At 40.0% G+C, this 12646-nt stretch carries 11 protein-coding genes; 10 read left to right on the forward strand and 1 reads right to left on the reverse strand.

Annotation, left to right across the window (positions count from 1 at the left end; genetic code table 11):
• Positions 1–53 precede the first annotated feature (53 nt).
• A complete protein-coding gene (locus tag CDW55_RS04540) occupies positions 54–740 on the forward strand; it encodes a response regulator transcription factor (protein WP_088468507.1) in 687 nt (228 codons plus the stop codon).
• A 50-nt stretch (positions 741–790) separates the two neighbouring features.
• On the opposite strand, the gene CDW55_RS04545 is transcribed toward CDW55_RS04540, so the two are convergent.
• Entirely contained in the window at positions 791–1312 is a 522-nt protein-coding gene (locus CDW55_RS04545) for an SPOR domain-containing protein (protein WP_088468508.1), read from the reverse strand.
• 186 nt (positions 1313–1498) lie between these two features.
• Here CDW55_RS04545 and CDW55_RS04550 point away from each other — a divergent pair, with 186 nt between their 5' ends.
• From CDW55_RS04550 to CDW55_RS04590, 9 genes are all read left to right on the forward strand, one after another.
• Entirely contained in the window at positions 1499–2869 is a 1371-nt protein-coding gene (locus tag CDW55_RS04550) for a c-type cytochrome (protein WP_088468509.1), read from the forward strand.
• A gap of 21 nt (positions 2870–2890) precedes the next feature.
• Positions 2891–5989, forward strand: a complete 3099-nt coding sequence (locus CDW55_RS04555) for a TAT-variant-translocated molybdopterin oxidoreductase (protein WP_088468510.1) — start codon at positions 2891–2893, stop codon at positions 5987–5989.
• 18 nt (positions 5990–6007) lie between these two features.
• Positions 6008–7408, forward strand: a complete 1401-nt coding sequence (gene nrfD / locus CDW55_RS04560) for an NrfD/PsrC family molybdoenzyme membrane anchor subunit (protein WP_088468511.1) — start codon at positions 6008–6010, stop codon at positions 7406–7408.
• Complete coding sequence (locus tag CDW55_RS04565) at positions 7395–7916, forward strand: DUF3341 domain-containing protein (protein ID WP_088468512.1); 522 nt, start codon at positions 7395–7397, stop codon at positions 7914–7916. The genes nrfD and CDW55_RS04565 overlap by 14 nt, the downstream gene beginning before the upstream one ends.
• Positions 7917–7971: 55 nt before the next feature.
• The gene (locus CDW55_RS04570; RefSeq protein ID WP_179285905.1) at positions 7972–8679 is read left to right on the forward strand and encodes a c-type cytochrome; all 708 of its coding nucleotides are present in this window, start codon (positions 7972–7974) and stop codon (positions 8677–8679) included.
• A gap of 12 nt (positions 8680–8691) precedes the next feature.
• Complete coding sequence (locus CDW55_RS04575) at positions 8692–10023, forward strand: quinol:cytochrome C oxidoreductase (RefSeq protein WP_088468513.1); 1332 nt, start codon at positions 8692–8694, stop codon at positions 10021–10023.
• Positions 10024–10101: 78 nt separating this feature from the next.
• Positions 10102–11259, forward strand: coding sequence for a hypothetical protein (locus CDW55_RS04580; protein WP_088468514.1), 1158 nt, complete (start codon positions 10102–10104; stop codon positions 11257–11259).
• A 1-nt stretch (position 11260) separates the two neighbouring features.
• Positions 11261–11797: an adenine phosphoribosyltransferase gene (locus tag CDW55_RS04585; protein ID WP_088468515.1), complete on the forward strand. Its 537-nt coding sequence runs from the start codon at positions 11261–11263 to the stop codon at positions 11795–11797.
• A gap of 136 nt (positions 11798–11933) precedes the next feature.
• Positions 11934–12644 carry a tetratricopeptide repeat protein gene (locus CDW55_RS04590; protein ID WP_088468516.1) on the forward strand — a complete coding sequence of 237 codons (711 nt, stop codon included), beginning with the start codon at positions 11934–11936 and terminating at the stop codon, positions 12642–12644.
• Positions 12645–12646: the final 2 nt, after the last annotated feature.

Raw genomic sequence — 12646 nt, forward strand, 5'->3', positions numbered from 1 at the left:
TAATGTGGGGCTACAATATTTACCCTCATCAAAGAAATAAAAATAAATAAATTATGAGCAACAGAATCTTATTAGTAGAAGACGACCAAAGTTTTGGTGCTGTTTTAAAGGATTATTTAACCATAAATAATTTTGAAGTTACCCTCGCAACCGACGGCGAACAGGGATTAAAGGAATTCACAGAAAATGAATTCGATATTTGTATTTTTGATGTCATGATGCCTAAAAAAGATGGTTTCAGTCTGGCGGAAGACGTAAAAAGAATTGATAAAAACACGCCGATCATTTTCCTCACGGCAAGAAACATGCGTGAAGATATTTTGAAAGGTTACCAGCTTGGCGCAGACGACTATATTACAAAACCTTTTGATACGGAGCTTTTGCTTTATAAAATCAAGGCAATTCTGCAGAGAAGTGCTGTTTTGGAAGATGATGAGCAGGAGCAGTTCAAGATCAGTAATATTTTCTTCGATTCAATGCTGCGTCAGTTGAGAGTGGGTGATAATGAGTACAAGCTTTCTCCGAAAGAAAACGAATTGCTGAAGCTGCTTTGTATGCATCGTAACGATTTCATGCCGAGAGATCTGGCGTTAAGAAAAATCTGGAAGAAAGAGAATTATTTCACCGCCAGAAGTATGGATGTTTACATCGCGAAACTGAGAAAACTCTTGAGGGATGATGAAGGTCTGGAAATCATTAACGTACATGGAGAAGGATTCCGTCTTCTGGTGAAAAATTAAGAACAAAAAAAGCTCCGGAATTTTACGGAGCTTTTTTGTTTTATTGAAAATTATTTTGCTTCAACGCAGAACACCCTGTACTGAATTGCAATTGCGGATTTAAAATGTGCGCGTATTTTGGCCAAATCCGCTGCCGCACTCTGTTTTGTAAGATAGCTCCCCGCCATTACTTTGTAGTTGGGTCTAAGGGAAGCATCGATTTCAACCTTCATATTTGGGAATCTTCTTCTGAAAAAAAGGCCAACTTCTCTGGCTTCTTCATTGCTTTTTACAACGGCCAACTGAATTTTATATCCCATGATTCTTGGGTTTCTGCGACAAATTTCAGCCTGTGTAAGTTCTTTTTCCGGCACTACTATTTTTGGGGCAGTTGTTTTAGGTGCGTCATTATTTGATGAATTCCGGGTAAGGCACTTTTCTTCCAGGTTTTCCAATAATTCCTCAACTTTTTTATCCATTGATATAGAAAGCGGAGTTCCCGAAATGGTGTCGTTTTTTACAACTTGCTGTGCATCAAGATTATTAATTGCTAACAGAAAAATTACAGGAATTATTTTAAGAATACGGTTCATTAAGATTTATTTTAGGCAAATTTATAACAAATAAAAATTATACCAACATTTGCTATTTAGAATTAATACAAATTAACTAAATATGCCAAAAGGGCTTTTGTTCTGCCGTTAAATTTCTGTTAAAAGTCTTATTTTTGCCCAATTGAAAAGTAAACTCAAATATTTTACTAACCCAAGATTTTATAAATGATTAGTTGGAGAAAGCATTACAAGAGGGGTCTTATCGCAATAGGTCTATTGCTGTCGACCAGTGCTTCTATTTACGCTCAAGGAGATGCGAAAAACGGTGAAAAGCTTTTCAAAGCTAACTGTGCCGCGTGTCACGCATTAGACAAGCAACTTATTGGTCCTTCATTAGGTGGCGTAGTAGACAGGCTTAAAAAAGAGCAGAATCTCGATACAGATTGGCTGCATAAATGGATTAAAGACAATAAATCCCTGCGCGAATCGGGCGATAAGTACGCCATTGAAGTTTACGAGAAGTTTAACAAAACGGAGATGCTCCCTTTTCCTAATCTTACAGATCAGGACATCGATGACATTTTAGAGTATACAACTAATCCCCCTGCGCCGGAACCGGCTGCGGCTGATGCTGCGACTGGCGGAGCTGCAGATACAAATTCAGTAGCTGCTTTAGAGGCTGCGAAAAAGGAATCAGTAAACTCGAAAATCATTCTTATTTCATTAGTAGCTATCGGTGCATTGTTGCTTTGGTTGCTTCTAAAACTTCAGCAGCTGGTAAAACTTCAGCAAAGTGAAGAGCTTACAGAACTCAACGCAAACAGAGCGGTTTCTCTTGGTGATCTTTATAGAAAATACCACTACGTAGGTAAAGGAGTTCTTGTAGTTCTGGGTGTTTTAGCAGCGTACGGAATCTGGAACTGGCTAATGTGGATTGGTGTTTACAAAGGTTACAAGCCGGAACAACCTATCTATTTCTCTCACAAAATTCACGCAGGTGAAAATAAAATCGACTGTCAGCTTTGCCACTCTTCAGCGAAGTATGGTAAAGTTTCAGAAATTCCTTCCATGAACGTTTGTATGAACTGTCACCGTACAATTTCTGAATACAACGGAAAATACATGGAGCCAGGAAAAGACAAAGCATTTTACGACGGCGAAATTCAAAAAATCTATGCGGCGACAGGCTGGGATCCAGCATCACAGCAGTATACAGGTAAAACACAACCTGTAGAATGGGTGAGGATCCACAACATGCCGGATTTTGTGTACTTCGATCACTCTCAGCACGTAGTTGCTGGCGAGCAGGCAATCATCAGCTCTCATAACAAGAAGAATCCTGAAGCTAAAATTGATGTAGTTTGTAAAGCTTGTCACGGGCAGGTTGATACCATGAACGTGGTGCAAATGGCAAACGACTTTACCATGGGTTGGTGTATCGAGTGTCACAGAACAACTGAAGTTGATATGAACAACGGTTATAATAAAGAATACTTCAAAAATCTACACGACAAACTGAAAAAACAGTATGGTTCAGGTACTAAAATTACCGTAGATGCGATTGGAGGTCTTGAGTGTGGTAAATGTCATTATTAATAACAAAAATTAGAAGTATCAATGGCTTCAAATAAAATAAAATTCAGAAGTATTCACGAACTGAAAGACCCAAGCCTAAACTCAAGGCTGGCTCTTAAAGAATTTCAGGACGAAATTCCTGTGGGTGAATTGTTGGGAGGTGAAAAATCAAAGGAATCGGGATCATCCAGAAGAGATTTCCTGAAACTTTTAGGATTCTCTACTGCTGCTGTTACTTTGGCCGCTTGTGAGGCTCCGGTGATTAAAACCATTCCTTACGTAGTAAAACCCCACGAAATTATCCCTGGTGTTCCCAATTATTATGCAACTACATATTTTGACGGTTACGATTTCGCAAGTGTTTTAGTAAAAACCAGAGAAGGAAGACCTATCAAAATAGAACCGAATCCGTTAGCAAAAGACTTGGGTAAAACCAATGCAAGAGCACAGGCAGCGGTACTTTCACTTTACGACAATGATAAAGTAAAGCAGCCAAAACTTAACGGTAAAGACGAAACTTTCGACAAAGTTGATGATTTCGTTCTTAAAGGTTTGGCAGATGCACAGGCTGGAGGTAAGAAAATTGTTCTTTTATCGCATTCTTACGCGTCGCCAACATTCAAGAAGTTATTTGCTGATTTCAAGGCAAAATATCCTACAGCTGAACTTGTAACTTACGATGCAGTTCCTCATACCGCAGCTTTAGATGCAGCTCAGGAAGTTTTCGGACAAAGAGCATTGCCGGTTTACGATTTAACTGGGACGCAACTGGTCGTTTCTTTCCAGGCAGATTTCTTAGGAGATTATAACGGAAGTTCTTTAGAAACTTCTTACGCTGCGGCAAGAAAGCCAGGCCCGGATATGTTGAGACACATCCAGATCGAATCGAATATGTCTTTAACCGGTGCAAATGCCGATTCAAGAATAAAACTTAAGCCAAGTGCAGTAAACAAAGTTTTAGTTGAAGTTTATAACGGTCTTAACGGAGGTTCTGTAAGTAAAGAAGCTGCAGGTATCGTAAAAGAACTTCAGGAAAAAGGAAGCAATGCAGTTGTTTTTGCTGACGGATCTAAAGCAGCACACGTTTTAGCACACTTAATCAATCAAAAATTAGCATCCAAAGCATTTACAGGAAAAGCAAACTTCCTGAAAGAATTTGATGCAGCAAGATATCAGGAATTTTTAGCTTGGATGAATGCAGGGCAGGTAGGTGTATTGATCGCCAACAATGTAAACCCTATTTATTCTAACAGTAAAGGTGAGGATTTCAAAAAACTTGTAGCAAAAGTACCTGTAGTAGTTGCTGTTGCAGACAAGAAGAACGAAATGTACAAAGCAGCGAAAGCGGTAATTCCTGTTGCCAACTGGCTGGAATCCTGGGGAGATATGGAACCTCAGACTGGTATTTACACCTTAATGCAGCCAACCATCCAGAAAATTTACAAATCAAGACAGATTGAAGAATCCTTATTGGTTTGGATGAACGGGAAAAATAATGCTGCCAATAACTATTACGATTATTTAAAAGCGAATGCAGCCACTTTCATCGGTGGAACTCCTTTCAACAAGGCACTTTACAATGGTGTAGTTGAAGGAGGAAGCGTGATCGGCTCGCTTTCCTATACTGGCGGAAATGCTGCACAGGCTGCCACAGATTTAAACAGCTTTAAAGCATCTGATTTAGAATTGGTTCTTTATACCAAAACTTCTATGGGAGACGGAACCCAGGCCAACAACCCTTGGTTGCAGGAATTACCGGATCCTATCACCAGAATTTCCTGGGATAACTATCTGACAGTTTCTCCTAAAGATGCCGAAAAATTAGGTTTAGATAACGACCTGAATGCAAGAATGCAGTTGGATGGCTCTCTGGTAAACCTTACAGTAAACGGTGTTACAATTAAAGATGTACCTGTATTTGTACAGCCGGGTCAGGCAGAAGGTTCTATGGGACTTGCGCTTGGTTATGGTAAAAAAGATTCAGGAAAAGTTGCAGAAACAGGCGTAAATGCTTATCCATTATTCGACGGTTCCAATTCAGTTTTATCGAATGTGAAAATCGAGAAAACTGGCGGAGATCACGAATTTGCAGGGATGCAGCTTCAGAATACCTTGATGGGCCGTTACGATATCGCAAGAGAAGTTCCTTTGGATACCTTCCTTAATGTGAAATTCGATGACGAAGTATTAGGATGGAACAAACCTTTGGAGTATCATACCATTGGTGGAGCGCTTCCGGCAGGTAAAATTGACCTTTGGGATGCATTTGATGATACCGATGGGCCACATTTCAACCTTTCTGTGGATTTGAATTCATGTACTGGTTGTGGAGCATGTATCATTGCGTGCCAGGCAGAAAATAATGTTCCTGTTGTAGGTAAAGAAGAAGTAAGAATGTCGAGAGATATGTATTGGTTGAGAATCGACCGCTATTATTCTACCAACGTTCCTGCTGAAATGGATAAGAATAAAGACCGCAAACTTTCTCAGGAAGAAGCAGTTTCTGCAGATCTTGATGTACCGGGAATGTATGGTCATGCTTTCGATAAGGACAGCGGTATCCTTAACCATCCTGCAGATAACCCCGATGTAATCTTCCAGCCAGTAATGTGTCAGCACTGTAACCACGCACCTTGTGAAACTGTTTGTCCGGTTGCGGCCACATCGCACGGTAAGCAGGGGCAAAACCAAATGGCTTACAACAGATGTATCGGTACTAGATACTGTGCGAACAACTGTCCGTATAAAGTAAGAAGATTCAACTGGTTTACTTATAACCTTAATGATAAATTCGACTTTAATCAAAATAACGATTTAGGTAGAATGGTTCTTAACCCCGATGTTGTTGTAAGAACAAGAGGGGTAATGGAGAAATGTTCGATGTGTATCCAAATGACACAAAAAACGATTCTTGAAGCTAAGAAAGAAGGCAGAACAGTAAAAGACGGAGAATTTTCTACAGCTTGTGTGAATGCTTGTTCTACAGGTGCAATGAAGTTTGGTGATATGAACGACAAAACTTCTGAAGTAAGAGCATTATACAGCTCTAACAGAAGATATACGTTGCTTGAGGAGATTGGTACAAAACCAAACGTTTTCTACCACACCAAAGTGAGAAACAGAAAAGAACAAAATGTTTAAATAATAAATAGGTAAAAAATGTCAGGACATTACGAAGCTCCGATAAGGGAACCTTTAATTATTGGTCATAAGACTTATCACGATATCACAGAAGATATCGCAAGACCTATCGAGGAACGCGCAGGAAAATTATGGTGGGTTTCCTTTTGGATAGCTTTAACACTATTCATCTACGGATTTGGCTGTATCGCGTACACCATTGGTACCGGTATCGGTGCCTGGGGACTTAACAGAACCAACAACTGGGGATGGGATATCACCAACTTCGTTTGGTGGGTAGGTATCGGTCACGCCGGAACCTTAATTTCTGCAGTTCTCCTCTTATTTAGACAAAGATGGAGAATGTCGGTAAACCGCTCCGCAGAAGCAATGACGATCTTCGCCGTTGTGCAGGCAGCAATTTTCCCGGTAATTCACATGGGTAGAGTATGGGTAGGATATTGGGTTTTCCCTTTACCAAACCAGTTCGGTTCTCTTTGGACGAACTTTAACTCGCCGTTGCTTTGGGACGTATTTGCAATTTCAACGTATTTCTCTGTATCTACCGTATTCTGGTTTATGGGATTAATCCCTGACTTTGCGATGATCAGAGACCGTGCAAAAACCCCTTGGACCAAAAGAATTTATACATTCCTGGCTTTCGGGTGGGGTGGTAAAGCAAAACACTGGCAAAGATTCGAGGAATTATCACTCGTTTTAGCAGGTTTGGCAACACCGCTTGTATTCTCGGTACACACCACCGTATCCTTTGACTTTGCTACATCGGTAATTAAAGGTTGGCACTCAACCATCTATCCTCCGTACTTCGTTGCGGGAGCAATTTTCTCCGGATTTGCAATGGTACAAACCCTCTTGCTTGTTGCAAGAAAAGTAGCACACTTAGAGGATTATATTACCATGTACCATATTGAGATTATGAACATCGTAATCGTTGTAACAGGTGGTATGGTAACTGTAGCCTACGCATGTGAATATTTCATCGCATGGTATTCAGGCTCACGATATGAAGATTTCGTATACCTTTCACCGGGTGCAGCAACCGGTCCTTACTGGTGGGCTTTCTGGGCGTTGATTATCTGTAACTTGGTTATTCCTGCTTTGTTCTGGTTCAAAAAAATCCGTACAAACATTATGGCTACATTTATTATCGCCTTGATCATCAACATCGGGATGTGGTTTGAAAGATTCGATATTATCGTTATCAATATCTCAAGAGATTACTTACCAAGTTCATGGACAATGTTTAAGCCGACAATTATTGACGTAGGAGTATTTCTCGGAACAATAGGCTTCTTCGGAGTATTATTCTTACTCTACGCCAGAACATTCCCTGTAATTGCTCAGGCTGAATTGAAGTCTATTTTGAAAATCTCAGGTGAAACTTATAAAGCAAAAGAAGAAGAAGATGAGCACCACTAAAAAAGTTTACGGCATTTATGCCGATGATGACGATTTATTGAACGGCGTACACGCCTTCAATGACAAAGGAATCAAAATCGACGAAGTGTATACTCCGTTTCCGGTTCATGGTCTTGACAAAGCTTTAGGGTTAAAAAAGACCAGAATTTCAGATGCTGCTTTTATTTACGCAGTATACGGTGTAACCATAGGTATTTTAGTTACTTGGTACACAATGAACCGCGACTGGCCTCAGAATATCGGGGGTAAACCAGCTTTCGAATGGTCCAGAAACATGCCTGCATTCGTAGTTCCAATGTTTGAACTCATGGTATTTTGTGCAGCACACATGATGTCGCTTACCTTCTTGGTAAGAAACAAAATGTATCCAGGTTGCCCGCCACAAAATCCAGATCCTAGAACTACCGATGATAAGTTTATGATGGAATTTGTAACCGATGATGTAGAATCTGTAAAACAAATCCTGATAGATACCGGTGTAGAAGAAATTACGGTAAAAGATGCTTAGAATGAAACCCTGTAAAACGGTTCCATTTGATTATAAAAACAATAAAATTGTCCAAATGACAAAGAATATATTTAAAATTACAGCCATCTTAGGATTTGCAGCAATTTCATTAAGTTCTTGCAGCAAAGAAAATCCGCCATTGGTTTATTTTCCTGATATGTACTTTCCGGTAGCATATGATCCTTTAATGAAAGCTGAAGATGCATATTCAGATCATGAAAATGAAATTCCAGCTTTTGTTAAGAACAACGGCGCTACAGGATTAAGTCCTGTAAATGGAACTGTTGCCCAGAATAAAGATGGTGTTGCAGACGAAGCAATGAATACTGCGATGACGCCAGATCAGTACAATGGAGGTTATGATGCTTCTAAATTGATTTCGGAATCACCACTAAATGCGGCGAATCAGGCAAAAGATATTGAAAGAGGTAAACTTCTATATAACCAGGCTTGTGCAGCATGTCACGGTACCGGCGGTGACGGACAGGGACCAATTGTTGCCAGTGGCGCTTATGTGGGTGTTCCTAATTATGCCGACCGGCAGCTTACCGTAGGTTCTGTTCATTATGTGATTACCAATGGTAGAAACGCAATGGGTTCTTACGCTGGACAATTAAAACCTGGTGACCGGTGGAGAGTTGCAATGTACGTAATGAATGCCTTCAAAGGTGGAATTGCTCCAGCAGCTCCTGCTGATGCAGCACCTGCGACTGATGCTGCTGCTGCAGCTTCTGCGAGTGTATCGACTAGTCCTAAAAAATAAAAAGAAATTAAAATGTATAGTTTTTCACCTAAATTAAGATTATATTCAATCATATTTATCGTTCTGGGATTAGTGCTTTTTGGAGTAGGTTACTTTATGAATCACGGTATCGATGATGCAAGAATTGAACATATGATGGAGGCCGTTCATGCCGGAGGTAATCATGCTCCTACACATTCAAGCGAAATGGTAGGTCCTCAGGATCATCAAGCTCATTTGGACCATGCAAAACTGCAGATTCATAACCAACCTTTGGCAGCAATTCACACCGTTGCGGTATTTTTGTTCGCGCTGAGCTGCTGTGCATTGTTTTTCTATTCTATTCAGAATGCAGCGCATGCAGGCTGGTCAATCATTATTTTAAGAGTAATGGAAGCTATCGCATCTTTTATACCTTATGCAGGTGCGATTCTTATTATCATCATGCTGTTGAATGCCAGCCATCAGGGACATCTTTTCCACTGGATGGATCCGGAATTAACAACCCCTGGTGATGCACATTTCGATCCTATCCTTTATGAGAAGAAAATATTCTTAAATATTCCTTTCTATGCTTTCAGAACCGTACTTTACGTAGTGGGTGCGTCGTTCTTCGCATGGAAACTTAAAACACTTTCCAAGAAAGTTGATGAAACTAAAGACAGAAAAGTTTATGCATCTTACTATAATTGGAGTATCGGATACATCGCTTTCTTCGGTTTTGCATCTGCAGCCTGGGCTTGGGATTGGTTAATGTCAATTGACCCTCACTGGTATTCTACCATGTACATTTGGTATGCGATGGTAAGTACATTGGCTTCTGCGGTTGCAGCGATCATTCTGATCAGTGTATATCTGAAGAAAAAAGGTGTTTTACCGCAGTTCAATGATAATCACCTGCATGATTTAGGAGTGTTTCTTTTCGCTACAAGTATGCTTTGGTCTTACACATGGTTCTGTCAGTTTATGCTTTACTGGTATGCAAACGTACCGGAAGAGGTTAACTATTTCTTCGGAAGGTTTAAATACTATGGACCAACGTTCCTGCCAATGCTTATTCTAAACTTCCTTATTCCATTATTGGTATTGGTAAGTTCAAGCATTAAGAGAAACTATACCGTAGTAACTACCGTTGCAGTAATTGTACTTGTAGGTCACTGGCTCGATTATTTCAATATGGTGATGCCGGGAACGGTAGGACCTTACTGGAAGACACCGGAAGTATTTATCCTTAATTTAGGCTCCGTGTTGTTTGGCGTTGGTTTGTTTGTATTTGTGGTTTTAACTGCACTTTCAAAACTGAAATTAATTCCGGAAGGCAACCCTTACGTGAAAGAATCAAAAATTTACGAATATCCGTTCTAATTTTCTATAGATCGTTCAATAAAAAAATCCCGGCTTTGTGTCGGGATTTTTGTTAAATTTGTATCTAAACCTCATCTTATGAAGCATTTTTTTCTAATTATATTTTGTTCTTTTTTACTTGTTGCATGTAAGAAAGACAAAGTTGATGCAAGCACCACCAAGTCATTACAGTCAAGTATCAACGATATGGCTTCCAGTCTTAATACACTGCAGCAGGTAAAATTCAATGAAGCCTTGTATATTCTCAAGACTTTTGGAGTTGAAGCAGATGGCGATGTCAACGAACTGAATGCGTTGGGTAAGTTAATTAACGGAATGAAAGTTCCCGGCATTTTTGCTCTCGCAGACAAGGTTGCGCAGGAAAACGGAATCGAATGGAAGAGTACGGGCCCGCCGTCTCTCGGAGAGATGAATATCTTCGGAAACGAAGAAGCAAAAGAATCTGATCCCAACGATATTTCTGCAAAATCTTTAAGTCTTAATACGAAACCGCTGGCTGTAGACAGTATTTTGGGGCCAAAATCTTTGCAGGTTGTGCCAAGGCTCGTAGATGGTTCGGGGAATCCTATCGTGTTCACTGGAGCAGCGTTAGAAACTGTGATGGAAGTTTTCAGTAATGGCACCCGAATTTTAACCGCCAAGAATCTTATGCAGGATAACAACTTCAAAGGCTTTAATTTAAGATTTGCGTCCCTGCCTGCGGAGAAAATAAGCGATAACAAGATTGACATTACAGTATCCGTGAAGACCACAAAGAAGACATATAAAATGTCTAAAATCGGAGTTCCGGTAAATCCTAAAGCTTTGCTTTCTCCGCAGGGTAATCCAGCAGAGAATCCAGCAAATCCAAACACTGATATTCCGGTCACAGATCCTACCGATGTTGCTAATGGCACAGAAATTCAGCCGGCTGCGCCTTCAGGAGATCCTAAAACCAGCGTTACCCGTTTTCTGAATAATCTTGGAAGCCAAAACTTGAGAGGAGCCTACGATACTTCCGATAATCCTAACTGGGGATCTTATGAAACATTCTCGAATCCGACATCTGGGTTTGGCGGAGTGAAAAACATCAATGTTAAAAATATTACCACCCAAAGTTCGAGTACGAACTCAGCCAGTGTAAATGCAACGTATGATGTAACCGATAAAAGCGGAAAAACAACAGCACTACAGGTAACTTTTGGATTGAAAAATGTAAACGGTGAATGGAAGATTTCAAGCTATAAGATCAATTAAAATGAAAAATTCTAAGCTTATTATCGATTTAGAGAAGACCATTGAAAATATTCCTAATTTTCCAAAACCTGGAATTCAGTTCAAAGATATTACACCGATTTTTCTTAATCCAAAACTCTACGAAGATGTAATTGCTGATCTCGCGAATTTCAGTCGCGATAAAGTAGATGCAGTTTGTGGGATCGAAAGTCGCGGGTATCTCTTCGGTATCGCTGTTGCAGTTGCCCTAGAAGTTCCTTTTGTACTTATTCGTAAAGCAGGCAAACTTCCACCGCCTTTTGTTGGCGTGAAATACGATTTAGAATATGGTTCAGCAGAAATTGAAATGCGCACCGGGCAAATTAAACCGGGACAACGAATTCTTATTCACGACGATCTGCTCGCTACCGGCGGCACAACTGAAGCCGCTGCAAGACTAGTAGAAAAGCAGGGTGCAACGGTTTCGCAGTTCAGTTTTTTAATTGGCTTGAAAAACCTGCATGGGGAAGACAGATTGAGGCAGTTCGACGCAGATATTTATACAATTCTGGATTATTAAACCTTTTAAATCCCCTATTTTAACAACAAAAACTTAGCTGTTTGGCTGTAATTTTAAAGCCGAAATGTTTTTTCAGGCTTTATTTTGTAAATCGTTCAAAAACAGTTAAATTTGCACTTCAATTTTTTAATTTATTATGGCAAAACATAAAACGCACACCGACAAAAGAGAGATGGAAGGGAAGGAAACCGTAGAAGTTTTCAAGGATTTAGACAGAGGTGCACTGGATACCGAAAGATTTTTGGAGAAGCATGCTAAAACTCTAGTTACTGTTTTTGTGGCTTTGGTAGCGTTGGTTCTGGGATATTTCGCATATGAGCAGTTTTATGTAGGCCCAAGAAATGAAGAGGCAACGATGAGCTATCTTGCTGCCCAGAAAAATTTAGCAGATGGTAAAGAGGATTTGGCTTTAGGAGGAAAAACCGCTGCAAATCCCGGTTATTTGGGAACTTATAACGAATATTCAGGAACCAAGGTTGGTAAACTTTCTGCTTATAATGCAGGCCTTCTGAAATTCAAAGAAGGGAAATATCAGGAAGCTTACGATCTGTTGGAAAAGTTTTCTTCTAAAAATAAAATTTTAATGGCCCTGAAATATGGAGCGATGGCAGACTGCCAAATCAACCTCAATAAAAACGAGGACGCTCTTTCGCTTCTGGATAAAGCATCTTCGGCATCAGATGATCCTTACACCTCCTATTACTTTACAAGAAAAGCAGGTTTGGTCTCCTTAGCTTTGAAGAAAAATGCGGAAGCAAAAAAATATTTCTCTGCAATCGACGAGAAATATCAGGATTACGACAACGGAATGTCAGATTCTTACATCGAAATGGTAAAATACTACTAAAA

The organism is Chryseobacterium sp. VAUSW3 (assembly GCF_002205795.1).
Lineage (GTDB): Bacteria > Bacteroidota > Bacteroidia > Flavobacteriales > Weeksellaceae > Kaistella > Kaistella yananensis.

Coding starts and splice junctions, on each gene's coding strand:
- CDW55_RS04545 (WP_088468508.1), bottom strand. CDS start 1,312: ATGAACCGTATTCTTAAAATAATTCCTGTAATTTTTCTGTTAGCAATT.
- CDW55_RS04555 (WP_088468510.1), top strand. CDS start 2,891: ATGGCTTCAAATAAAATAAAATTCAGAAGTATTCACGAACTGAAAGAC.
- nrfD (WP_088468511.1), top strand. CDS start 6,008: ATGTCAGGACATTACGAAGCTCCGATAAGGGAACCTTTAATTATTGGT.
- CDW55_RS04575 (WP_088468513.1), top strand. CDS start 8,692: ATGTATAGTTTTTCACCTAAATTAAGATTATATTCAATCATATTTATC.
- CDW55_RS04550 (WP_088468509.1), top strand. CDS start 1,499: ATGATTAGTTGGAGAAAGCATTACAAGAGGGGTCTTATCGCAATAGGT.
- CDW55_RS04565 (WP_088468512.1), top strand. CDS start 7,395: ATGAGCACCACTAAAAAAGTTTACGGCATTTATGCCGATGATGACGAT.
- CDW55_RS04570 (WP_179285905.1), top strand. CDS start 7,972: ATGACAAAGAATATATTTAAAATTACAGCCATCTTAGGATTTGCAGCA.
- CDW55_RS04590 (WP_088468516.1), top strand. CDS start 11,934: ATGGCAAAACATAAAACGCACACCGACAAAAGAGAGATGGAAGGGAAG.
- CDW55_RS04585 (WP_088468515.1), top strand. CDS start 11,261: ATGAAAAATTCTAAGCTTATTATCGATTTAGAGAAGACCATTGAAAAT.
- CDW55_RS04580 (WP_088468514.1), top strand. CDS start 10,102: ATGAAGCATTTTTTTCTAATTATATTTTGTTCTTTTTTACTTGTTGCA.
- CDW55_RS04540 (WP_088468507.1), top strand. CDS start 54: ATGAGCAACAGAATCTTATTAGTAGAAGACGACCAAAGTTTTGGTGCT.